The organism is Hydrogenophaga sp. FW305-3-2-15-A-LB1 (genome assembly GCF_058787875.1).
This window is the reverse complement of the sequence record NZ_JBYTAE010000021.1, coordinates 19,150-41,511: the sequence shown is the minus strand read 5'-3', so window position 1 is coordinate 41,511 and position 22,362 is coordinate 19,150. Positions and strand designations below refer to the sequence as shown.

The following is a 22,362-nucleotide window of genomic DNA, read 5'->3' as shown; positions in this document are numbered from 1 at the left end:
CCTCAGTCCGGCGGCAGCGCCCGGCCGCGCCAGTGGCGAACGTTGAACGGGAACACCGGGCGGTGGTCCTTCATCGCCAGGGCGGCGTCCGGCGTGGCGCCCAGGTCGCCCCAGCCACTGCCGTCATCCCAGTGCCGGAAGCCGTGCTGGAGCACGCTGTGGCTCTCGCCAGGAATGCCCAGCGCGGTGGTCTCGTAAACGCCCTCCCGGGCGGGGTTGCCGTTGGTCTCGATCGTGAACCAGGAAGAGAACTCAGTGGACATGGCGAAAACCTCTGTCGAACAAGGAGGTCGCCAGGGTAAGACCGAACGGCGCCTCGCGACTGTTCGCCAGCGAACATGCGGCGCGGCGCCGAGGCGGCTCAGGCCTCGTGCTGGGGGCGGGCCTGTTCGATAGATGCGGTCGATATAATCCCGGCCGCATATCGAGGGGGCAGCATGAACGAATCACCCGCGCGGTTTGACCTGAACCTGGTTCGCGCCTTCGTTGCGATCTACGAGACCAAGAGCGTCACGCAGGCCGCCGAGCGCCTGAACCTCACCCAGCCCACGATGAGCCATGCGCTGTCCAAGCTGCGCGAGCTGTACGACGACCGCTTGTTTTCCCGGGGCAGCGCGGGGCTGGTGCCCACCGCGATCGCCGAGCGCGTGTACGAGCACCTGCGTGTGGCGCTCACCGCGATCGAGGGAACGGTGGACGCGCGTTCCGGCTTCGCGCCGCTCAGCTCCACCCGGCGGTTCCGCATCGCGCTGTCCGACATCGGTTCGCTGTTCTTCACACCGCCCCTGCTCAGGCTGTTCCAGGTGGTGGCGCCCCGGATCCAGGTGGAGTTCGTCCAGCTCTCCGACACGATCCTGGACGACCTCGCGCGCGGCACGCTCGACCTCGCGCTGGGCAACCTCCCCAACCTGCACACGCACACGCGCAACGAGCTGCTGTTCCGCGAGCACTACGTGTGCATGCTGGCCGACCAGCACCCTGCCGCAGTGGGCGCCATCGACCTCGACACCTTCAGCCGGGCCCGTCACGTGATGGTGACCTCCCCGTCCTCGGGCCATGCGCTGATCGACGGCGCGCTGGCCGAGCGGGGCATCCAGCGCAACGTGGTGGCCCTGGTGCCGCAGTTCTCCGTGCTGCCCAGCCTGGTGGAAGACAGCGACCTCGTCGTCGTGCTGCCGAGCCGGGTCGCGCGGCTTTTTGCGAGCCAGCACCGCGTGCGGGTGGTCGATCTGCCGGTGCCGATCCCGCCGTTCGAGGTGCGCCTGCACTGGCACACGCGGCAGGACGGCGCACCCGCGCACCGCTGGCTGCGTGAAGAAGTGGTGCGCGCCCTCAGCGGCCTCTGACCCCGGCATTCACGCCATCGATCTGCAACAGCGCCAAGGTCGATGGCGCAGCAGTTGACTTGCCGCCGTGGTTTCTTATCATTTCGTTGTCTTGACAACAGAATAGGACCCGGCATTCCATGTCGCCCAACGATCCCGTCCGTGTGGCCGTGGTGCAGGCCGCGCCGGTCTACCTGAACCTGGAGGCTTCGGTCCACAAGGCGGTGGACCTGATCGCGCAGGCCGCGCGCCAGGGTGCCCGGGTGGTGGCCTTCCCCGAGGTCTGGCTGCCCGGCTACCCGTGGTGGATCTGGCTCGACGGCGCGGCCTGGGCCCAGCGCTCGGGCCTCTCGGCCCGCTACCGGGCGCAGGCGTTGCGCTTCGACGGCGCGGCGTGCGGCGCGATCGCGCAGGCCGCCGCCGAGCACCGGATCGTGGTGCTGATGGGGGTGGCGGAGCAGGAGGGCGAGCGCCTGTTCATCACGCAGTGGCTGGTGGACGAGACCGGGCGCACGCTGTTCCGGCGGCGCAAGCTCAAGCCGGGGCCGCTGGAAATGCAGATCTTCTCGGAAGGCGGCGCGCACGACCTGCCCGTGGTGGACAGCAGCGCCGGCCGAATCGGGGCGCTGGCCTGCGCCGAGCACCGGCACCCCTTGCTCAAACACGCGATGCATCTGCAGCACGAATTTCTCCATGTGGCCTCGTGGCCCGGTTTTCCGCTGGTGGGCATCCCCAACATGTCCAGCCCGCAGACCTTTCTGGCCATCAGCCGGACCTACGCGGTCGAGGGTGGGTGTTACGTGCTCGCGCCCTGCGCGCTGGTCAACGACGAGATGCGCGCGCTGGTGTGCGACACCCCGGCCAAGGCCGACCAGCTGCGGTTGGGCGGCGGCCACGCGCAGATCTACGCGCCGAATGGCGACGCCCTGTGCGAACCCTTGGCGCCCGAGGCCGAAGGGCTTCTGCTGGCGGACCTCTTTCCCTCGGCCGTGCACGCGGCGCGCCGCGCCTTCGACCTGGCCGGCCATTCGTCCCGGTCCGATGTGATCCGGCTCGCGGGGCCCGCTTCGCCCCTTCTTTCCTGACACCTGGAGACCCCATGGACTGTGAACAGACCAGCCAAGGCGTGGACGTCACGCAGAACCTGACCTACCGCGTCGTCGTGCTGGCCAGCACCCTGAGCCGGTCCGCCGCCCGCGCCTTGCCGAGGGAGGTCGGCATCTCGGTGGCCGAGTGGCGCGTGCTCTCGGTCATCGGCAGCCGCCCGGGCATCTCGTTCAACGCCCTGGTGCAGACGCTGGACATCGACAAGGGCTGGATCAGCCGCACCCTGGCCCAGCTGGAGAAGGACGGCATGGTCGTCAAGACCGCCGATCCCGCCGACAGGCGCCAGTTCCAGTTGAGCCTGAGCCAGCGCGGCCAGACCTTGCATCTCAAGGGCTCGCGAGTGTCCCAGCAGCGGCAGCGGCACCTGGAGTCCGCCTTCAGCCGGTCGGACCTCCGCCAACTGGAGTCGTTGCTGGACCGGCTGCAACAAGCGGCGGAACGCCTGGAATGAGCGCCGCATGAAACTGGACGAACGCCAACAGGCCATGGCCCGGGGCGCGCTGGGGGAGCCCCTGCGCTGGGCCATCGGGCAGCAGGTGCAGGTCGGCAAGATCCTGGGCGCGCAGCGTTTCGTGCCCGTGGCCTCGGCCCAGGTCGGCGCCGAGGCCGGCACCATGGGCGAAGCCGGCATCCGGCTGGTGGAGTCGCTCGCGCGCGACGGCGCCCGGGTGAGCGTGCCCAGCGTCACCGCGGCCTGCAGTGTCGATTTCGGGCGGTCCTGCGCCTATGGGGTGCCGCAAAGCCAGCTGGACGCCGAGTCCCGCTTGCACGCCGCCCTGCGCGGCATGGGTTGCCTGGACAGTTCCACCTGCATCAACTACCAGACCGTGACACCGCCGCGTTTCCGGCAGCACCTCGCCTGGGGTGACACCGGCGCCGTGGCCTTCGCCAACGGGGTCGTGGGCGCGCGCTCCAACTACGAGGCCGGACCGGCCTCGGTGGCCGCTGCGCTGACGGGGTTGGTGCCGGCATACGGCTTTCACCTGCCCCAGAACCGGTTCGCGACCCGGGTGTTCGAGCTGACCTTCCCGCTGCAGGGCACGGCCGACTGGTCGGCGCTGGGCGCGCTGGTGGGCGCCGAGGTGGCGGACTACTGGACGGTGCCCGCCGTGATCGCGCCCGGCAGCGACCCCGGCATCGACGAACTCAAGCACTTCGCGGCGGCGGTCGCCAGCTTCGGTTCGGTCGCCATGTTTCATGTGGTGGGTGCGACCCCGGAGGCGCCCACGCTGGAAGAGGCCTGCGGCGGCGCGGTGCCGCAGGTCCGGCGACAGGTCCACCGCGCGGACCTGCAGGGCATCTTCCGGGCGGACTTCGACCGGCAGGAGCGGCTGGACCTGGTGGTCTTCAGCGCGCCGCAACTCTCGATCCAGGAAGCGGTGCAGGTGGTGCAGCTGCTGGACGGAAGGCATGTGGCCCAGGGCACCCGGTTGATCATGACCGTCAACGCCCAGGTGGAGGCCGAGCTCTCGCGCCTGGGTTTCCTGGACAGGCTGACGGCGGCCGGCGGCGAGGTCATCACGGGCACCTGCTTCTATGTCATGGCCCCGGCGCTGGTCCGCCAGGCCATGGGTGCACGCACCCTCGCCACGCCATCGGCGAAGCTGGCCAACATCCTGCGCGGCGCCGGTTACGGCATTGCGCTGGCGGGCGTCGCCGAGTGCGTCGAGGCCGCCATCCGGGGGCGCCTCGCATGAGCCGCCCACCCATTACGGCATGGCACGGCCCCGCCGGCTGTGGAACGGCGGTGGAGGGCATCGCCATCGTCTCCCACCACGGCTTCAATGCCCGCTACGACCTCGACCGCGAGCGCGGCACGTTCTCGCGGCCGGGCCACGATCTCTTCGGCGAAAGCCCCGCCGGGCGCATCTACGTGTTCACCACCCCCAAAGGCGGCATCGCCACCTCCTGGGCCCTGCTGGACCTGCGCGAGCGGGGCCTGGCTCCACTGGCGCTGGTGTGCCGGCGCGCCAACCCCGTCGTGTGGCAGGGCGCGGTGTTGGCCGGCATGCCCATGATCGACCGGCTGAACGAAGACCCCACTGCGGTGCTGCTCAGCGGCGACCGCGTCCGGCTGGACCCGCAGGCCGGCACGCTCGAACTGCTCGAGCGCGGCTCGATGAACCCACTTCCCCGCATGAAAGGGCTCTGAAGTTGTCTTCACAACAAAAAACACCCGCCTCGCGCAACCTGCTCTTCATCCTCTCGGACGAGCACGACCCCCGCTACATGGGCTGCTCGGGCGCCGACTGGATGTACACGCCGAACCTCGACCGGCTCGCGCGGCGTGGCACCCGCTTCACCAACGCCTACACGCCCAGCCCCATCTGCGTGCCTGCCCGCGCCGGCCTCGCCACCGGGCGCTGGACGCACCACACCGGCTACTGGGACAACGCCATCGCCTACGAAGGGCGCTGGACCAGCTGGCACCATCGCCTCGCGCAGGCCGGCGTGCGCACCGAGTCGATCGGCAAGCTGCACTACCGGCAGGCCAGCGACCCCACCGGCTTCGGCGCGCAGCACGAGCCCCTGCACATCCTCGACGGCATCGGCCTTGTCTGGGGCTCCGTGCGCTCGCCGCTGCCGGCCACGCGCGGGCACTCACCCATCTTCGATGAGCTCGGGGCCGGCGAGTCCAGCTACAACCGCTACGACCAGCGCGTGGCCGACCTGGCCTGCGAATGGATCCGCGAACGCGGCCACGAAAGCGGCCGTGAAGGCGGCGATGCCCCCTGGGCCCTGTTCGTGGGCTTCGTCGCCCCCCACATGCCGCTGGTGGTGCCGGACGAGTGGCTGAGCAAGTACCCGCTCGATGGCATTCCCGCATCCAAGCTCAGCGGTCCGGACGATGTCCGGCACCCTTGGGTGGAGCGGCTCAAGCGGCACTGGGACCACGACGCCGCCCTGGGCACCGACGACCGCCGGCGGCTCGCCCGCGCGTGTTACTTCGGCCTGATCTCGTTCATGGACGCGCAGGTCGGCCGGCTGCTGTCGGCCTTGAAGGAGCAGGGCTTCGAGGACAACACCACCGTGATCTACAGCGCCGACCATGGCGACAACCTGGGCGCGCGCGGGCTCTGGAACAAGTCCACGCTGTACCGCGAGTCGACCTCGGTGCCGATGATCCTGGCGGGGCCCGGCATCCCGCAGGCCAGCGTGCGGCAGACCAACGTCAACCTGGTCGATGTCTACCCCACGGCGCTGGCAGCCTGCCAGGTGCCGGTGCTGGAAGAAGAGCGGGACCTGGCCGGCCAGTCGCTCGTGGCCCTGGCCGCGCAGCCCGACGATCCCGTTCGCCTGGGTTTCAGCGAGTACCACGCCGTGGGCTCGGCATCGGCCGCCTACATGGTCGCGCGCAACGGCTTCAAGTACCACCACTACGTCGGCCACGCGTCGGAGCTGTTCCACCTCGAGACGGACCCCGAGGAGTGCATCAACCTGGCCGGCGATCCCCGGTATGCGGGCGAACTCGAATCGCTGCAAGCCGCGCTGCGCGCCATGCTCGATCCCGACGCGGTGGACCGCCAGGCCAAGCGCGACCAGGACAACCTGATCGCCCGCTTCGGCGGGCGCGACAAGGCCCTGACCCGCGGCAACGCGGGCCCCACGCCGATGCACGAAAAGTACCGAATGGTCTGACCCCACCGTGGCGCCCGTGCCTTCGGCGGCGGGCGTCTTTTCCACCTGAACGAGGAGACATCATGCAAAGAAGAACCTTCATGGCCGGCCTGGCCGCCACCGCCGCCACCGGCCTGCCCCTGGGCGCGTCGGGCGAAACCTTCCCGACCCAGTCGATCAAGATCTACGGCGGCTTCGGGCCGGGCAGCAGCAGCGACGTAGTCACGCGCCTGATGGCGCCACAGCTCCACCAGGCGCTGGGCCAGGCCATCGTGATCGATAACATCCAGGGCGCCGCCGGCAACATCGCCGCGGCCATGGTCGCCAAGGCCCGCCCGGACGGCTACACGCTGCTGTCGGCCACCAACTCGATGCTGGGCACCAACCCGCACCTCTTTCCGAACAGCGGCGTGCAGCTCGATTCCTTCGTGCCGATCGCGCCCGTCACCAACATCGGCCTGGTGGTCGTCGCCGGCCCGGCCGCGCCGGCCCAGACGCTCGAAGGCGTGCTCGAGGCCAGCCGGCGCGGGCGGGTGACCTACGGCACGCCCGGCGCGGGCACGCCCATGCACCTGATCGGCGAGATGCTGCGCGAACGCAGCAAGGGCGACCTGAGCCACATCCCCTACAAGGGCGGCTCGGCCATGGTGACGGACCTGACCTCGGGCCAGGTCGCCATCGGCATCGTGGCCTACACGCCCGCCTCGGGCCTGATCAAGGCAGGCCAGTTGAAGCCGCTCGCGGTCTGCGGCACCAGCCGCCTGGCGGCCTTGCCCAACGTGCCGGCCGTGGCCGAGGTCGTGCCCGGCGTGACCATCGGCGGCTGGTTCGCGCTCATGGCACCGGCCGGCACGCCCGACGCGATCTGCCGCCAGGTCGCCAGCGCCGTGGACAAGGCCCTGGCGCCACCCCACATCCAGGCCCAGCTGATCGAGATGGGCTGCGACCGCCTCAAGGGCGGGCCGGACGCGGTGCGCCAGCTGGCTAAGGCGGAGTACGACCTGTCGGGCGACCTGATCCGGCGCCTGAACATCCGCCCGGTCTGAGCATGCGCGTCGACGACACCGCCGCGCCACCCGGCGAGCCTGTCCACGAGGCGGTCATCCTGCTGCACGGCTTCTGCAGCAACGCACGCACCTGGGACCGCGTGGCCGCTTCGCTGCAAGAGGCCTTCACGGTCCTCACGCCCGACTGGCCCGGGTTCGGCGCACGGCGCGCCGAGCCGCCGCTGCGCTCCATCGACGCCATGGCCCGGCACGTGCTGAGCCTGGCCGACCGCTACCGCCTGCGCCGCTTCCACGTCGTGGGGCATTCCATGAGCGGCTTCGTCGTGCAGCACCTGCTGATCCACCACCCGCAGCGCGTGGGCCGCGCGGTCCTGTACGGCACCTTCTCTTCCCTGGCCGAGGGTGGCCGCTTCGAGTCGGTGGACGAAACCGCCGCCCGGCTGCAGCGCGAAGGCATCGAACGCACGGTGGAGCGCATTGTCGCCACCTGGTTCCTGGCCGGCCCGCGCGATCCGGACTTTGCCGATGCGGTGCGGCAGGGTTCGCAGATGGCGCTGGACGCCGCCGTGGCCGCCATGGTGGCCTGCCGGGGTTTCGACGTGGCGTCGCAACTCGGCGGTGTGCGCTCACCCGTGCTGGTCGTCGTGGGCGAGCGCGACCAGACGGTGCGCCTGGAGGCCGCCGTGGACCTCGCGCGGCGCATTCCCGGCGCCGGCCTCGCGGTCCTGCCCCACGCGGCGCATGCGGCCCACCTGGAGCGCGCCGAGCTGTTCGATCTGCTGCTGGCGCAGTTCCTGAGCGCTCACACCGCGAAGCGCGCCACGGCCGCTTCGTTCCACGAGAGGCCCACGCCGGGTTCCTGCGGGCACTGAGCCTGGCCGTCGACGAACACCAGGGGGTTTTGCAGGATGGCCCCGGCCAGGTCCATGCGCTCCAGCCAGTGCGCCGTGGGGGTCACCGCCAGCAGGTGCACGCTGATCTCCTGGAAGATGTGGCTGGACATGGGGATGCCCCGGGCCTGGGCCAGGGCCGAGGCCTTGAGCCAGCCCGTCACGCCGCCGATCTTCATGGCGTCGGGCATGGCGAGGTCGCAGGCACCCGCGTCCAGCGCGAGCTGCATGTCCGTCGGCTCGCACCAGTTTTCGCCCATCTGCACCGGAATGCGCGTGTGGCGGCGGATCTCGGCGTGGCCGCGCAGGTCCTCCTGCAGCGTGGGCTCCTCCACCCAGGCGATGCCTTCGCCTTCCAGCGCGCCGATGCGGCGGATCGCCTCGGGCACGGTGAGGCCCTGGTTGTAGTCCACCAGGATCTCCACCTCGGGCCCGACCGCGCGGCGCAGCGCGCGCACCACCTGCAGGTCTTCGGCCAGCGTGGGGTAGCCGATCTTGGTCTTGATGGCGCGGTGCCCTTGCGCGGCGGCGCGCGCGGCGCGCGAGGTGCCCAGTTCGATGCCATCCATGCTGTGGCTGTCGTAGGCCGGCACCGGCTTGGGTTTGCCGCCCAGCAGCGTCACCAGCGGCAGGCCCTGCGCCTTCGCCAGGATGTCCCACAGCGCCATGTCGATGCCCGCGCACGCCATGGTGGTGATGCCGGTGCGGCCCAGCAGGCGAAAGCGCTGCGAGAACCAGCGGTCCAGTTCGAACGGCACGACGCGTTCGCCCACCAATGCCCGGCCGATCGACTCGACCAGCACGCGCGTGGCCTCCAGCGCGATGGGCGTGTAGGTGAACACGTAGGCGTGGCCGACCACCTGGGTGCTGGTCTCGATGTCGATCAGCACCAGCGGCGAGGTGGCCACCACGCCCACACTGGTGCGCACCGGGTACTCCAGCGGCACGTTGACCGCGCGCGCCCTGACGCCGGTGATGGTCGGAATCTCATTCATCGTGTGCTTGCCTGTGGTTGGAAGGTCCATGAACGGGTGACGTGGTCCGGGCCGAGGTCGCGCACGCAAGCCGCCCCCATCAGCGTGAGTGTTCGTTCGATCTCGGTGCCGATCAGGCCCAGTGCCTCGCGCGCGCCGGCTTCACCGTTGGCGGCCAGGCCCCACACCGCCGGGCGGCCGACGAACACGCCGCGCGCGCCCAGCGACAAGGCCTTGACCACATCGCTGCCGCGCCGGAACCCGCTGTCGATGAACACCGGGACGCGGTCTTCAACGGATTGCACGATGCCCTGCAAGACCGAGATCGTCGACGGTGCCGCGTCCAGCTGGCGCCCGCCGTGGTTGGACACGATGAGACCGTCCACACCGGCCCGCAGGGCCCGCGCGGCATCGTCCGCGCGCAGCACGCCCTTGAGCAGCAGCGGGCCCGCCCACAGCCGGCGCAGCCAGGCCAGGCTGTCCCAGACCAGGCTGCGGTCCATGGCGCGCGCCAGCAGCGCGGCCTGCAGCTGGGCCGACGCGGCGCCGTCGGTGCTTTCGGACAGGTTCACAAAGCCGGGCGAGCCGGCGCGCGCCATGCCCAGCGACCACGCGGGGTGGCTCGCCAGGTCCCACAGCGTGCGCAGCCCGGGGCGAAACGGCAGCTTGAACCCGTTGCGCAGGTCGCGCTCGCGCATGCCGCTGACCGGCACATCGACGGTGAGCACCAGCGCGCCATAGCCCGCGGCCGCCGCGCGCCGCACGATCTGCTCCGCGATGGCGCGGTCCGACATCACATACAGCTGCATCCACTGCACGGCATCGGGCGCCGCGGCGCGCACCGCTTCCAGCCGCTCGTTCGAGGCGGTGGACAACACGAAGGGAATGCCCTGCGAGGCCGCCGCGCGCGCCAGCAGCACATCGCCACCAGGGCGCACCAGCCCGTTGAAACCGACCGGGGCCACGCCCAGCGGGCGCGACCAGGTCTGGCCAAACACCTCGACCCGGGTGTCGATCGTGGTGGTGTCCTTCAGGCAGTTCGGCAGCAGGCGCAGCGCGGCGAGGTCGCTGCCATTGCCATGAAGGCAGGCCTCATCCTCCGCGCCGCCATCCACATAGTCGAACACGAAGCGAGGCAGGCGCTGGCGCGCGCCGTTTCGCACATCCTCCATGCGCAACCACATCAGCGAGGCCCGGCGGGTTGATCGAAAGAAAAATCGGGGCGGTGCATGCGGGTGTCTCCTCGCGGTTTTTTTGTCGGCTTGTCCTTCGGACGATCATACGGATCGACCCCCCGCAGGCCCATTGATCCCGCTGGTGTTGCACATCGACAGGAACAATGTCGGCCCCGCCTGTGCCACGCGGCGGCCTGCGATGCGTTCTTCTGCCTGGACAGGCCCGAACAGGGGGTAGAGTCGGCGGCATGAACGAAGCACCGATCCGTCCCGAACCCCAGCGCCTGGCCAAACGGCTCGCGGCCCAACTGCCGTGCTCACGCCGCGACGCCGAACACTACATTGCTGGCGGTTGGGTGCGGGTTGACGGCACCGTGGTCGAGGAGCCCATGGCGCGCGTGCGCGACGAGCAGGCCGTGGAGCTCGATCCGAAGGCACGGCTGGAACCGCTGGTGCCGGTCACGCTGGTCTGGCACAAGCCCTCGGGCCAGGCACTGCCCGACGAATCGCCCTTGCCCGACGAGCTGGCCGCGCGCTGGTTCGCCCCGGGTGCGCGCTTCAAGGGCGACCGCTCGGGCGTGCGCCCGCTCAAGGCGCATGGCCACAAGTTGCTGCCGGTCTCGCCGCTGGAGGTGCTTGCCAGCGGCCTGATGGTGTTCACGCAGAACCCGGGCGTGGCGCGCAAGATCACCGATGCCTCCTCGCCGCTGGAACACGAGTGGCTCGTGGAGGTGCAGGACGATGCCGAACTCGACGACGACGCGCGGCGCGAAGCGGTGCTGCAGTCGCTGGGCAAGGCGCTGTTCTTCGACGGCTGGGCCGTGCCCACGGCGCGCGCGAGCTGGCAGAGCGAGCGGCGACTGCGGCTGGCGATCAAGGGCACGCTGCCGGGGCAGGTGGCGCACCTGGCCGAGCGTGCCGGCCTGCGCCTGGCCTCGGTGCGGCGCCAGCGCCTGGGCCGCATCGGCCTGGACGGCCTGCCTTCAGGCCAGTGGCGCTACCTCGCCGCGCACGAGCGTTTCTGAAGCCACGCGGCCCACAGGCTCACGGCCATCGCGACCAGCATCACGGCCAGGCCGACCTGGTGCAGGTTCATCATGCGGCCCTGGGCGATCATCACGCCGCCCAGCGCCGCGCCCAGGGCCTGCCCGCCATACAGGGCCGAGGTGTTGAGCGCCACGGTGGCCGGGGCCAGCTCGGGTGAGATCTGCACCAGCCGCGCCTGCTGCGCCGAGTTGCACGAGAAGCAGCCCAGCGCCCAGGGGATGAGCACGAAGGCCTGGGCCCAGACGCCGTAGCGGCCCAGCGGCCAGAGCAGCAGGCTCAGCACGATGGCGCACAGCGTGATCAGCACGGCCCGGGGCGCGCCGATGCGGTCGATGGAGCGCGTGACCGCGACATTGCCTGCCAGGCCGAAGACGCCGAACCACAGGAAGATCAGCGACAGCAGTCCGCCGCCCGCGCCCAGGGTCTGCGCGAAGTAGGGGGCGAAGTAGGAGAACAGCGTGAACTGCCCGAAGGAGAAGAGCAGCGTCACGGCCACGGCGGTCATCAGCGGGGCCGAGCCCAGGGTGCGGCCCCAGGCCTCGCGCGACAGCGCGGCCGGTTTGATGCCGTCGGGCATCTCGCGCCACACCCAGGCGCCGCTGAGGAACGAGGTCAGCGCCACCAGCCCGAAGGCCCAGCGCCAGTTGAGTTCGCTGCTGATCCAGGCCGACAGCGGCATGCCCAGCACCGAGGCCAGCGACCAGCCCAGGAAGATGAAGGTGATGGCGCGCCCGCGCATCGCCGGGCCGACCAGCAGGCCCACGCTGGCCGCCGCCTGCGGCGTGAAGATGGCCGGCGCGATGACGGCCAGCACGCGCAGCGGCATCAGGCTGGCGTAGTTGGGTGCCAGCGCGCAGGCCAGCAGCAGCACGCCGTACCAGATCAGCGAGATCGTGAGCAGGCGGCGCCGGTCCCAGCCCGCGACCAGGCTGGCGAACAGCGGCGCGCCCAGGCCCATCAGGATGGCCGCGGCCGTGATCAGCTGGCCGGCCTGCGGGATCGACACGCCCAGCGAGTGGCTGATGTCGTTGAGCGTGCCGGGCACCACCATCACACCGGTGCCGATCACGAAGTTGCCCACCATCAGGGCCCAGAGGGCGCGTGGCAGGCGGTTGCTGGCAACGGTCATGGATGCAGGGTTCCAGGGAAGAACCACAACAGCGCGGCCGTCATGGTGAGGTAGCGGGCGAACTTGCCGATGGCCATGTAGGCCAGGCAGGGCCAGAACGGAAATTTGAGCCAGCCTGCCACGGCGCACAGCGGGTCACCCACCACCGGCAGCCAGGACATGAGGCAGGCCTTGGGGCCGAAGCGCTCCAGCCATTGCAGCGCGCGCAGATCGACGTGGTTGCCGCGCGCTCGGTCCACCACCTTGTGCGTGCCCAGGCCCATGAGCCAGCTCACGGCGCCGCCGGCCGTGTTGCCGGCGGTGGCCACCAGGATGGCGGGCCAGAAGAGATGCGGGTTGATCTTGATCAGGCCGAACACCGCCGGCTCCGACCCCAGGGGCAGCAAGGTGGCCGATATGAAGGACACCACGAAGACCGTGCTCAGGCCGAATTCGGGCAGGGCCAGCAGCTCTATCAGGTAGGTGATCCAGTCGGGCATGGGCGGCGAAATCCGGGGGTGGGAGAGACCGGCGATCGGGAAGTCGGAGGGAGAGGGCAAAAAGGGTGCCGACATATCGCCTGCTGAAAAAACAGGCAGATACAATCGCGTTCCTTCGCCCCCCGCGTTAGCAGGGATCGCGGCAGTTCCACCGCTCGACACCGATTCTCCCACCGCCATGCAACTCGGGGCTTTCACCCTGCCCAATGCCCTGTTCGTCGCGCCCATGGCGGGGGTGACGGACCGGCCATTCCGCAAGCTGTGCAAGCGCCTGGGCGCGGGCTATGCGGTGAGCGAGATGGTGACCTCGCGCCCCGATCTGCAGGACAGCCTCAAGACCTCGCGCCGCGCCAACCACGAAGGCGAGGCCGCGCCGATCTCGGTGCAGATCGCCGGCACCGACGCGCAGATGATGGCCGACGCCGCGCGCTACAACATCGACCGGGGCGCGCAGATCATCGACATCAACATGGGCTGCCCGGCCAAGAAGGTCTGCAACAAGTGGGCCGGCTCGGCGCTGATGCAGGACGAGGCGCTGGCCATCGAGATCGTGCAGGCCGTGGTGGCCGCCTGCGAGCCGCACGGCGTGCCCGTCACCCTCAAGATGCGCACCGGCTGGTGCGCCAGCGTGCGCAACGCCCCCACGCTCGCGCTGGCCGCCGAAGCCGCGGGTGTGCAGATGCTCACCGTGCACGGCCGCACGCGCGAGCAGGGCTACAAGGGCCAGGCCGAGCACGACACCGTGGCCCACATCAAGAGCCGCGTGCGCATTCCGGTGGTGGCCAACGGCGACATCGACAGCCCCGAGCAGGCGCGCGAGGTGCTGCGCCGCACCGGGGCCGACGCCATCATGGTCGGCCGCGCCGCCCAGGGCCGGCCCTGGATCTTCCGTGAAATCGCCCACTTCCTCGCCACCGGCGAACACCTGCCGCCGCCCGACCTGGCCGACGTGCGGGTCTGGCTGCTCGACCACCTGCACGACCACTACGACCTGTACGGCGAATCCACCGGTGTGCGCAGCGCGCGCAAGCACCTGGGCTGGTACGCGCAATCGCTGCCGCTGCCCCCCGGCGCGGCCGCCCTGTTCCGTTCGCGCGTCAACGCCGTCACCACGGTGGAGGCGCAGCTGCGCTGCGTGAGCGAGAGCCTGGACGAGTGGTCGTCCGGCGAAACCACAACAACAACCCCGAGCGACAACTGGAAACTGGCCGCATGAAACAGAACAAATTGCACGACTGTGTGCGTGCCAGCATGGAAGACTTCTTCCGCGACCTCAACGGCACCGACCCCGCCAACCTGCACGACATGCTGGTCAAGGCGGTGGAAAAACCCTTGCTCGAAGTGGTGATGGAGCAGGCGCAGAACAACCAGTCGCGCGCCGCGCAATGGTTGGGGCTGAACCGCAACACGCTGCGCAAGAAGCTGCTCGAACACAAGCTCATCGACTGAGCCCACCGATTTCCCAACCTCCCAAGCCCTCTCTTCCATGCGCGCACTCATTTCCGTCTCCGACAAGACCGGCATCGTCGAACTCGCCCAGGCCCTGCACGGCCTCGGCGTGGCCCTGATCTCCACCGGCGGCACCGCCAAGCTGCTGGCCGAGAAAGGCCTGCCGGTGACCGAGGTGGCCGAGGTGACGGGCTTTCCCGAGATGCTCGACGGCCGCGTGAAGACGCTGCACCCCAAGGTGCACGGCGGCCTGCTGGCGCGCCGCGACCTGCCCGAGCACATGGCCGCGCTCAAGACCCATGGCATCGAGACCATCGACCTGCTGATCGTCAACCTCTATCCCTTCGAGTCCACCGTGGCCAAGGCCGGTTGCACGCTGGAAGACGCGATCGAGAACATCGACATCGGCGGCCCGGCCATGGTGCGCAGCGCCGCGAAGAACTGGAAGGACGTGGCGGTGCTGACCGACGCGGCCCAGTACCCGGCCGTGATCGACGAACTCAAGGCCAGCGGCAAGCTCAGCGACAGGACTCGCTTCGCGCTCTCGGTCGCCGCGTTCAACCGCATCAGCAACTACGACGCGGCCATCAGCGACTACCTCTCGTCCATCGAGTTCGAGGAAGGCGCCAGCGTGCCCCGCCGCAGCGAGTACCCGGCCCAGAGCAACGGCCGCTTCGTCAAGCTGCAGGACCTGCGCTACGGCGAGAACCCGCACCAGAGCGCCGCCTTCTACCGCGACCTGCACCCCGCGCCGGGCTCGCTGGTCACGGCCAAGCAGCTGCAGGGCAAGGAACTCAGCTACAACAACATCGCCGACGCCGACGCGGCCTGGGAATGTGTCAAGAGCTTCGAGGTGCCGGCCTGCGTGATCGTCAAGCACGCCAACCCCTGCGGCGTGGCCGTGGGCAAGGACGCGCTGGAGGCCTACGGCAAGGCTTTCCAGACCGACCCCACCAGCGCCTTCGGCGGCATCATCGCGCTCAACCGCGTGCTCGATGGCGCGGGCGCGCAGGCAATCAGCAAGCAGTTCGTCGAGGTGCTGATGGCGCCCGGCTACACGCCCGAGGCGCTGGAGGTCTTCAAGGCCAAGGCCAATGTGCGCGTGCTCGAAATCGCGCTGCCCCCGGGCGGCGCCACGGCGTGGGACAAGGGCCTGAACCTCAGCGATGTGAAGCGCGTGGGCTCGGGCCTGCTGATCCAGAGCGCCGACAACCACGTGCTGCAACGCAGCAACCTCAAGGTGGTCACCCAGCTGCAGCCGACCGAACAGCAGATCGAAGACCTGCTGTTCGCCTGGAAGGTGGCGAAGTTCGTGAAGTCCAACGCCATCGTGTTCTGCAAGGACGGCATGACCATGGGCGTGGGCGCGGGCCAGATGAGCCGCCTGGACTCGGCGCGCATCGCCAGCATCAAGGCCGGCCACGCCAAGCTCTCGCTGCAGGGCACGGCGGTGGCCAGCGACGCCTTCTTCCCGTTCCGCGACGGCCTGGACGTGGTGGTGGACGCGGGCGCGAGCTGCGTGATCCAGCCGGGTGGTTCGATGCGCGATCAGGAAGTGATCGACGCGGCGGACGAGCGCGGTGTCGTCATGGTCTACAGCGGCGTGCGCCACTTCCGCCATTGAGCGAACGGCGCCACGCGCCTGAATGCCCTCCGGGCCGCCGCAGAAACCTGCCGCGGCCCTTTTTCTTGCGGGGTCCCCGACCTTGAATAGTTAACTTCTATTCTTCGGATGCGGCCAATCAAATGGCTGTTTTCAAGGCGGCTCTCTATTCTCTGGGCCGGCGCGATCCAGACGGCCGACCCAGAACAACAACAGGAGACCCGCATGCTCACTCTGCAGAAGATGCCTGAAGCATCCACCGTGCGTTTTCAGCCCGAGCCCTGGATTCACCTGATCGAGCAGCTCGATGTGATCCTGGCGATGGTGCAAGCCGGTGACTCGAATCCCGTGCTCCGCCGCTTCGGTGCGCGCCGGCGTTCGGCCATGCACCGCCGCCTCATGCTGGAGCGAAGGCGCGTTGTTGCGGAGATCATGGTCTGGGGCCATGCCGACATCGCCATGGGCCCGATGCCGGATGCGCTGGCGCCGCAGCGCGATCTTGATGCCGAGTTCAGGCGCCTCGGGGACGCCTTCGAGCTGTGCGCGCAGGACCCGTCGCCGCTGACGCAGGCCGCGCTGCGGGACTGGCTGACGCTGCGTTCGCACATGCACCGGGAGCACGCCCGTTTTTTTCGGGCGTACTGACCGAAGCCCGCGCTCAGCGCGCCAGCTGCTTGAACACCTCGCGCGCCGCGGCCACCGTGTCTTCGATGTCCTGGGCCGTGTGCGCCGCGCTCACGAAGCCGGCTTCGTACAGGGCCGGCGCGATGTAGACGCCGCGGTCGAGCAGGCCGTGGAACAGGGTGTTGAAGCGCGGGCCGTCGGTCGTCATCACCTTGGCGTAGTTCTGCGGCAGTTCGTCGAACAGGAAGAAGCCGAACATGCCACCCTCGCTGTCGCCGCTCAGTGCCACGCCCTCGGCGGCGGCGGCGCCCTTGAGGCCATCAACCAGCGAACGCGTGGTGGCCGCGAGTTTGTCGTAGAAACCGGGCTGGCGAATTTCCTTGAGCGTGGCCAGACCGCAGGCCGTGGCCACCGGGTTGCCCGAGAGCGTGCCGGCCTGGTACACGCCGCCCAGCGGGGCGAGCTGTTCCATCACCGCGCGCTTGGCGCCGAAGGCGGCCAGCGGCATGCCGCCGCCGATCACCTTGCCCATCACGGTCATGTCGGGCTCGAAGCCGGGGATGAGTTGGGCGTACACGCTTTGCGCGCCGCCCAGCGCCACGCGGAAGCCGGTCATGACCTCGTCGAAGGCGAGCAGGGCACCGTGCTGCGTGCACAGCTCGCGGCAGCGCTTCATGAACGGCACGCTGGCGCGCACGAAGTTCATGTTGCCCGCGATCGGCTCGATGATGAGGCAGGCCAGTTCAGGGCCGTGCTCGGCGAACGCGGCCTCGAGTTGTTCGAGGTTGTTGTATTCGAGCACGAGGGTGTGCTGCACCACCTCGGGCGGCACGCCGGAGCTGGTGGGGTTGCCGAAGGTGGCCAGGCCCGAGCCGGCCTTGACCAGCAGGGCGTCGGCATGGCCGTGGTAGCAGCCCTCGAACTTGATGATCTTCTTGCGGCCGGTCGCGCCGCGCGCCAGGCGGATGGTGCTCATGCCGGCCTCGGTGCCCGAGCTCACCAGCCGCACCATGTCGATGCTGGGCACCAGTTCGACGATGGCTTCGGCCAGCTCGACCTCGCGCTCGGTCGGCGCGCCGAACGAGAAACCCTCCAGCACGGCCTTTTGCACCGCCTCGACCACCGCCGGGTGGCCATGGCCCAGGATCATCGGACCCCAGGAGCCGATGTAGTCGATGTAGCGCTGGCCGTTGGCGTCCCAGAAGTGGGCGCCCTGGGCGCGTTGCACGAAACGGGGCGTGCCGCCCACCGCGCGGAAGGCGCGCACGGGCGAGTTCACGCCGCCGGGGATCAGCGCCTTGGCGCGGTCGAACAGTTGCTGGTTGCGATCGGTGGTCATGGAGCGAAGGTCAATGTCTCGTGGTGTCGAGCGGGAAATCGTTGGCGTCGAGTGTGCTGTCGGGCGTGCCTTCGGCGGGGGCTTCTTCTTCCTCGCCCTCGTCGTCGTGGGCCCAGAACAGGCGGTCGGGCACGGCGTGGCCCATGCCGGGCTGGAAGCCCGCGTCCAGGCACTGGTCGAGGTAGGTGAGGGCTTCGGCGCAGGCCGCCTGCAGGTCGCTGCCGCCCGCGATGAGCGCGCACAGCGCGGCCGACAGGGTGTCGCCCGCACCGGTGAAGGTGGCTTCGAAGCGCTCGTAGCGCGCCGTGGCCAGCACCGTCTCGGGCGTGGCGAGGTGGCTTTCCAGGTACTGGTCGGCCGCGTTGAACCCGGTCACCAGGGTGTAGGGCACGCCGTGCACGGCGGCCGCGCGGGCCACCTCGCGGGCGGTGGGCGGGCGATCGCCTTCCCATTCGGGCAGCAGCCAGCGGCACAAGGTGCTGTGGTTGCCCACCAGCACCGTGGTCTGCGGCAGCAGCAGTTCGGCGCAGGCGTCCAGGTAGGTGTCGATCGCCATCTCGTCCCACCAGGAGAGGTCGGGCATGTAGGTGATGACCGGGACCTCGCTGTAGTCGGTCGTGATCTCCGCGATCACGCTCAGGTTTTCCGGGCTGCCCACGAAACCGACCTTGAAGGCCTGCACCGGCATGTCCTCCAGCGCGCAGCGCGCCTGGTCGGCCACCGCTTCTTCATCGAAGGCGTAGTGGTCGTGGATGTCGGAGGTGTCGCGGATGTAGGCGCCCGTGACGATGGGCAGCACGTGCGTCGACGCGCTCGACATGGCGGTGATGTCCGCGCTCAGGCCGCCCGCGCCGCTGGGATCGCTGGCGTTGAAGGTCAGCACGCACGGCAGGGAAATCTCGCCGGGCTTCTCGACCGTTTCGGGCGCGGAAGTTGCGGGTGTATCGGGCATGGGTACGGAGGGGGGGAAGGGTTGTGGCGCGGTCACCCGGGTGGGTGCGTTGCGCAGGGCGCCAAACGTGATCGACAGCCGGTCCAACTGGCTTGCGGAGCGGCTTATGTCGCTCGATACAATGCTTGCATTCTAAGACAATGCCCCCTATAACCATGACCGAAACCAAGACTTGGATGTGCCTGATCTGCGGCTGGATTTACGACGAAGCCGCAGGTGCACCCGAGCATGGCGTGGCCGCCGGCACTCCCTGGGCTGAGGTGCCGATGAACTGGACCTGTCCCGAGTGCGGCGCCCGCAAAGAAGATTTTGAAATGGTGCAGATCTGAGGTCGGGGTCTGCGCGCTTGATGGTTTCCTGGCGAACCCGGTAGGGTATTTCTCCGGTCTCGCTTTCCTCGTTCTGTCCCACCCTCTGGAGCTAGTGAAACGTGAGCACAACGCCTGCCCTCAAAGTCCTGGTGGTTGACGACAGCAACACCATCCGCCGCAGCGCCGAGATTTTCCTCAAGCAGGGCGGGCATGAAGTCCTGCTGGCCGACGACGGCTTCGACGCCCTGGCCAAGATCAACGACTACCAGCCCGATCTGGTGTTCTGCGACATCCTCATGCCGCGCCTCGACGGTTACCAGACCTGCGCCATCATCAAGCGCAACGCCCGCTTCGCCGGCATCCCCGTGGTGATGCTGTCGTCCAAGGACGGCGTGTTCGACAAGGCGCGTGGGCGCATGGTCGGCTCGCAGGACTACCTCACCAAACCCTTTACCAAAGACCAGCTGCTGCAAGCCGTGCAGCAGTTCGGCGCCAACCTGACAGGAGCAGTGTGATGCCCATTCGGAAAATCCTCGTGGTGGACGACTCGAAAACCGAGCTGATGGTCCTGTCCGATCTGCTGGGAAAAAACGGCTACACCGTGAGCACCGCTGAGAACGCGGACGAGGCCTTCCGTCGGCTTGGCGAGGAAAAGCCCGATCTGATCCTGATGGACGTGGTGATGCCCGGTCAGAATGGGTTTCAACTCACGCGTGCCATCACGCGGGACCCTCAGTATTCGAGCATTCCCATCGTCATGTGTACGAGCAAAAATCTGGAGACCGACCGCGTCTGGGGCATGCGCCAGGGCGCACGCGACTACGTGACCAAACCGGTCGACGCGGAAGAGTTGCTGTCGAAGATTCGCGCGCTGGGTTGACCGCACCACCGACCTGAACCGCACCGAGCATGGCCAAACGTCAATCACTCAAGGAACTCCAGGAACGATTGGCCCAGCGTTTGACGGCCGCCAAGACCGAAGCCGTCACCGCCACCTGGTTGGCGGTCGAAGCCGGCGACCGGCGTTACCTGCTCCCTCTGGTGCAGTCCGGTGAAATCTTCCCCTGGTCCGCGCTGCAGCGCGTGCCCTACACCAAGCCCTGGTACGCCGGGGTCGCCAGTCTGCGCGGCGGCCTGCACGGCGTGATCGACCTGGCCCGCCTGGTCGGCTCGGCGGCCTCGGCGCTGCCTTCCCCGACCAGCGAACGCGTGACCTCCGAGTCGCGCCTGGTCAGCCTGCACACCGCGCTCGGCTTCAATGCCGTGATCTGGATCGACCGCCTGCTCGGTCTGCGCAACCCCTCCATGTTCACCGCGCTCGGGGCCAATCCCGAGGGCGCGCCTTCGTATTTCACCCGCTCGCTGGTCGATGCCCAGGGTCAGTCCTGGCAGGAGCTGGATCTGCAGATGCTGGTGGCCGAGCCCGAGTTTCTGGCGATCGCCGCCTGAAGGTTGAACCCGCGGACCGCATGGGGTCCATTCGTCATTCTGTTTTCAGTTGGAAGGTTTTTACATGGCTATGCTTGATCGATTCCAGGGTCTCTTCAAGAAAAAAGCCGGCGACGAACCCGACCTTTCCAATGCCACCGACCAGGAGGTCGCCGAACTCGCGGCGGCCCGCCTGGCGCCGACGCTTGCATCGGAAGGCCTCGTCGGCAATCCGATGGTGGACGAGGACAGCCCCGACGCCAGCGGCCAGGTGACCCTGCCGCTGCTGGGCAGCAAACCGGCCGAGCAGCACCAGCGCACGCTGGCCATCCTGCTGGCGCTCGGCCTGGTCGTTCTCGGTGGCGTGACGCTGTATGCCCTGACCCAGACCGAAAAGGTGGGTCAGCAGGTGGCCGCCAGCGGCCAGGCTCTGATGCAGTCGCAGCGCCTGGCCAAGAGCGTGTCGCAGGCCCTGATCGGCAGCCCTGCCGCCTTCCCCGAGGTGCGCGACAGCTCGACCGTGATGGCCCGCACGCTGCGCGGCCTGCAAGGCGGCGACAGCGAGATGTCGCTCGACGCGCTGGGCGCCGAATATTCGGAAGACCTCGGCAAGATCCTGCCCAAGGTGGACCAGGCCGAGCGCAATGCGGCGGCGGTGCTGGCGCAGCAGAACATCCTGACGCAGGTGGGCAACGCCTTGCGCACCATCAACCGGCAGTCGTCGGACCTGCTGGAGATCGCCGAGACCGTGTCCTCGCTGAAGCTGCAGCAGAACGCGCCGGCCGCCGAGATTTCGGCCTCGGGCCAGCTGGTGATGCTGACCCAGCGCATCGGCAAGTCGGCCAACGAGTTCCTGACGATGGAGGGCGTGAGCCCGGAAGCGGTGTTCCTGCTCGGCAAGGACTTGAACACCTTCAAGGAAATCGCCGAAGGCCTGCTCAACGGCAGCGACGAACTGCGCCTGGCCGCCGCGCGCGACCCGCAGGTTCGCGAGCGCCTGGACGCCCTGCTCAAGCTGTACGAAGCCACGCGCGTCGAAGCCGGCGCGATTCTGGGCAACCTGCAGGGCCTGGTCTCGGCGCGTGAAGCGCAGGCCGGCATCATTGCCGACAGCGAGCCCTTGCGCCTGAGCCTGGAGAAGCTGCAGGGCGACCTGTCGTCGCGCTCGGGCCTCGGTGGCGGCCAGTTGGCGGCCCTGGCCCTCTCGGCCCTGTTTGCCCTGCTGTGCGCGGGCGGCCTGGCCTATGTGCAGCTGCTCGACAGCCGCCAGCGCCAGTCGGTCGCGGAATCGCAGCGGCTTGCTGCCGAATCGCTGGAGCAGGACGCCAAGCGCGTCAACGACGCCAACCAGGCGGCCATTCTTCGCCTGATGAACGAACTGCAGACGGTGGCCGAAGGCGATCTGACGCAGGAAGCCACCGTCACGGAAGACATCACCGGCGCCATCGCCGACTCGGTGAACTACACGGTGGAAGAACTGCGCTCGCTGGTGGGCAACGTGCAGGCCACGGCCACGCGCGTGGCGCAGACGACGTCGGCGGTGGAAAGCACCTCGACCGAGCTGCTGGCCGCGTCCACCGAACAGCTGCGCGAGATCCGCGAAACCGGCCAGTCGGTGCTGGATATGGCGCAGCGCATCAACCAGGTGTCGGGCCAGGCGCAGGAGTCGGCCACGGTGGCCCGCGCGTCGCTGCAAGCCGCCGAGTCGGGCCTGCAGGCCGTGCAGGACGCCATTGGCGGTATGAACGCCATCCGCGACCAGATCCAGGAAACCTCCAAGCGCATCAAGCGGCTCGGTGAGTCGTCGCAGGAGATCGGTGAAATCACCGAACTGATCTCGGACATTACCGAACAGACGAACGTGCTGGCCCTCAACGCCGCCATCCAGGCGGCGTGGGGCGGGGG

At 68.9% G+C, this 22,362-nt stretch carries 25 protein-coding genes; 18 read left to right on the top strand and 7 right to left on the bottom strand.

Annotated elements, in window-relative coordinates; translation table 11 throughout:
• Positions 1-2: 2 nt before the first annotated feature.
• Positions 3-263: a hypothetical protein gene (locus AC3WPZ_RS08655; protein ID WP_492439185.1), complete on the bottom strand. Its 261-nt coding sequence runs from the start codon at positions 261-263 to the stop codon at positions 3-5.
• Between the two features lie 174 nt (positions 264-437).
• Here AC3WPZ_RS08655 and AC3WPZ_RS08650 point away from each other — a divergent pair, with 174 nt between their 5' ends.
• From AC3WPZ_RS08650 to AC3WPZ_RS08615, 8 genes are all read left to right on the top strand, one after another.
• Positions 438-1,346 carry a LysR family transcriptional regulator gene (locus tag AC3WPZ_RS08650; RefSeq protein ID WP_492439184.1) on the top strand — a complete coding sequence of 303 codons (909 nt, stop codon included), beginning with the start codon at positions 438-440 and terminating at the stop codon, positions 1,344-1,346.
• A gap of 119 nt (positions 1,347-1,465) precedes the next feature.
• Complete coding sequence (locus AC3WPZ_RS08645) at positions 1,466-2,410, top strand: carbon-nitrogen hydrolase family protein (RefSeq protein WP_492439182.1); 945 nt, start codon at positions 1,466-1,468, stop codon at positions 2,408-2,410.
• Between the two features lie 14 nt (positions 2,411-2,424).
• Positions 2,425-2,883, top strand: coding sequence for a MarR family winged helix-turn-helix transcriptional regulator (locus AC3WPZ_RS08640; RefSeq protein ID WP_382154752.1), 459 nt, complete (start codon positions 2,425-2,427; stop codon positions 2,881-2,883).
• A gap of 7 nt (positions 2,884-2,890) precedes the next feature.
• On the top strand, positions 2,891-4,129 hold the full coding sequence (locus tag AC3WPZ_RS08635) for an aconitase X (RefSeq protein ID WP_492439179.1): 1,239 nt from the start codon (positions 2,891-2,893) through the stop codon (positions 4,127-4,129).
• Entirely contained in the window at positions 4,126-4,584 is a 459-nt protein-coding gene (locus tag AC3WPZ_RS08630; RefSeq protein ID WP_492439177.1) for an aconitase X swivel domain-containing protein, read from the top strand. The genes AC3WPZ_RS08635 and AC3WPZ_RS08630 overlap by 4 nt, the downstream gene beginning before the upstream one ends.
• Positions 4,585-4,586: 2 nt before the next feature.
• A complete protein-coding gene (locus AC3WPZ_RS08625) occupies positions 4,587-6,071 on the top strand; it encodes a sulfatase family protein (protein WP_492439175.1) in 1,485 nt (494 codons plus the stop codon).
• Between the two features lie 62 nt (positions 6,072-6,133).
• On the top strand, positions 6,134-7,096 hold the full coding sequence (locus AC3WPZ_RS08620) for a Bug family tripartite tricarboxylate transporter substrate binding protein (RefSeq protein ID WP_492439173.1): 963 nt from the start codon (positions 6,134-6,136) through the stop codon (positions 7,094-7,096).
• Positions 7,097-7,098: 2 nt separating this feature from the next.
• Positions 7,099-7,929 (top strand): alpha/beta fold hydrolase, encoded by an 831-nt coding sequence (locus AC3WPZ_RS08615; protein ID WP_492439171.1) that lies wholly within the window; start codon positions 7,099-7,101, stop codon positions 7,927-7,929.
• Here AC3WPZ_RS08615 and AC3WPZ_RS08610 read toward each other — a convergent pair.
• A complete protein-coding gene (locus tag AC3WPZ_RS08610; protein WP_492439169.1) occupies positions 7,860-8,942 on the bottom strand; it encodes an enolase C-terminal domain-like protein in 1,083 nt (360 codons plus the stop codon). The genes AC3WPZ_RS08615 and AC3WPZ_RS08610 overlap by 70 nt on opposite strands.
• Positions 8,939-10,105 (bottom strand): alpha-hydroxy acid oxidase, encoded by a 1,167-nt coding sequence (locus AC3WPZ_RS08605; protein WP_492439168.1) that lies wholly within the window; start codon positions 10,103-10,105, stop codon positions 8,939-8,941. The genes AC3WPZ_RS08610 and AC3WPZ_RS08605 overlap by 4 nt, the downstream gene beginning before the upstream one ends.
• A 239-nt stretch (positions 10,106-10,344) precedes the next feature.
• Here AC3WPZ_RS08605 and AC3WPZ_RS08600 point away from each other — a divergent pair, with 239 nt between their 5' ends.
• Positions 10,345-11,121, top strand: a complete 777-nt coding sequence (locus tag AC3WPZ_RS08600) for an RNA pseudouridine synthase (protein WP_492439166.1) — start codon at positions 10,345-10,347, stop codon at positions 11,119-11,121.
• On the opposite strand, the gene AC3WPZ_RS08595 is transcribed toward AC3WPZ_RS08600, so the two are convergent.
• Both AC3WPZ_RS08595 and AC3WPZ_RS08590 read right to left on the bottom strand, forming a co-directional pair.
• Positions 11,094-12,272: an MFS transporter gene (locus tag AC3WPZ_RS08595; protein WP_382321635.1), complete on the bottom strand. Its 1,179-nt coding sequence runs from the start codon at positions 12,270-12,272 to the stop codon at positions 11,094-11,096. The genes AC3WPZ_RS08600 and AC3WPZ_RS08595 overlap by 28 nt on opposite strands.
• Positions 12,269-12,751: a YqaA family protein gene (locus AC3WPZ_RS08590; RefSeq protein ID WP_382154781.1), complete on the bottom strand. Its 483-nt coding sequence runs from the start codon at positions 12,749-12,751 to the stop codon at positions 12,269-12,271. The genes AC3WPZ_RS08595 and AC3WPZ_RS08590 overlap by 4 nt, the downstream gene beginning before the upstream one ends.
• A 178-nt stretch (positions 12,752-12,929) precedes the next feature.
• Between AC3WPZ_RS08590 and dusB the strand changes: the two genes are divergently transcribed.
• The 4 genes from dusB to AC3WPZ_RS08570 all read left to right on the top strand — a co-directional run bounded on the left by dusB (position 12,930) and on the right by AC3WPZ_RS08570 (position 16,448).
• Positions 12,930-13,967, top strand: a complete 1,038-nt coding sequence (dusB, locus tag AC3WPZ_RS08585) for a tRNA dihydrouridine synthase DusB (RefSeq protein ID WP_444687297.1) — start codon at positions 12,930-12,932, stop codon at positions 13,965-13,967.
• Positions 13,964-14,200, top strand: coding sequence for a helix-turn-helix domain-containing protein (locus AC3WPZ_RS08580; RefSeq protein ID WP_291120759.1), 237 nt, complete (start codon positions 13,964-13,966; stop codon positions 14,198-14,200). Before dusB ends, AC3WPZ_RS08580 begins: the two co-directional genes overlap by 4 nt.
• A 37-nt stretch (positions 14,201-14,237) precedes the next feature.
• Entirely contained in the window at positions 14,238-15,824 is a 1,587-nt protein-coding gene (gene purH / locus AC3WPZ_RS08575) for a bifunctional phosphoribosylaminoimidazolecarboxamide formyltransferase/IMP cyclohydrolase (RefSeq protein ID WP_444687296.1), read from the top strand.
• Positions 15,825-16,028: 204 nt separating this feature from the next.
• Positions 16,029-16,448: a hypothetical protein gene (locus AC3WPZ_RS08570; RefSeq protein WP_492434292.1), complete on the top strand. Its 420-nt coding sequence runs from the start codon at positions 16,029-16,031 to the stop codon at positions 16,446-16,448.
• A gap of 13 nt (positions 16,449-16,461) precedes the next feature.
• Here the strand turns inward: AC3WPZ_RS08570 and hemL are convergent, their stop codons facing one another.
• Positions 16,462-17,766, bottom strand: coding sequence for a glutamate-1-semialdehyde 2,1-aminomutase (hemL, locus tag AC3WPZ_RS08565; protein WP_492439163.1), 1,305 nt, complete (start codon positions 17,764-17,766; stop codon positions 16,462-16,464).
• A 10-nt stretch (positions 17,767-17,776) separates the two neighbouring features.
• On the bottom strand, positions 17,777-18,718 hold the full coding sequence (thiD, locus tag AC3WPZ_RS08560) for a bifunctional hydroxymethylpyrimidine kinase/phosphomethylpyrimidine kinase (protein WP_382321626.1): 942 nt from the start codon (positions 18,716-18,718) through the stop codon (positions 17,777-17,779).
• Between the two features lie 155 nt (positions 18,719-18,873).
• On the opposite strand from thiD, the gene AC3WPZ_RS08555 reads away from it, so the two are divergent.
• The 5 genes from AC3WPZ_RS08555 to AC3WPZ_RS08535 form a co-directional block, all read left to right on the top strand.
• Positions 18,874-19,047 carry a rubredoxin gene (locus tag AC3WPZ_RS08555; RefSeq protein ID WP_291120767.1) on the top strand — a complete coding sequence of 58 codons (174 nt, stop codon included), beginning with the start codon at positions 18,874-18,876 and terminating at the stop codon, positions 19,045-19,047.
• A gap of 101 nt (positions 19,048-19,148) precedes the next feature.
• Entirely contained in the window at positions 19,149-19,544 is a 396-nt protein-coding gene (locus AC3WPZ_RS08550; RefSeq protein ID WP_291125525.1) for a response regulator, read from the top strand.
• On the top strand, positions 19,544-19,909 hold the full coding sequence (locus tag AC3WPZ_RS08545) for a response regulator (RefSeq protein ID WP_291120771.1): 366 nt from the start codon (positions 19,544-19,546) through the stop codon (positions 19,907-19,909). The genes AC3WPZ_RS08550 and AC3WPZ_RS08545 overlap by 1 nt, the downstream gene beginning before the upstream one ends.
• A gap of 29 nt (positions 19,910-19,938) precedes the next feature.
• A complete protein-coding gene (locus AC3WPZ_RS08540; RefSeq protein ID WP_382154797.1) occupies positions 19,939-20,478 on the top strand; it encodes a chemotaxis protein CheW in 540 nt (179 codons plus the stop codon).
• A gap of 64 nt (positions 20,479-20,542) precedes the next feature.
• Positions 20,543-22,362: methyl-accepting chemotaxis protein (locus AC3WPZ_RS08535; RefSeq protein ID WP_492439161.1), on the top strand; the 1,820-nt coding region annotated here is incomplete at its 3' end.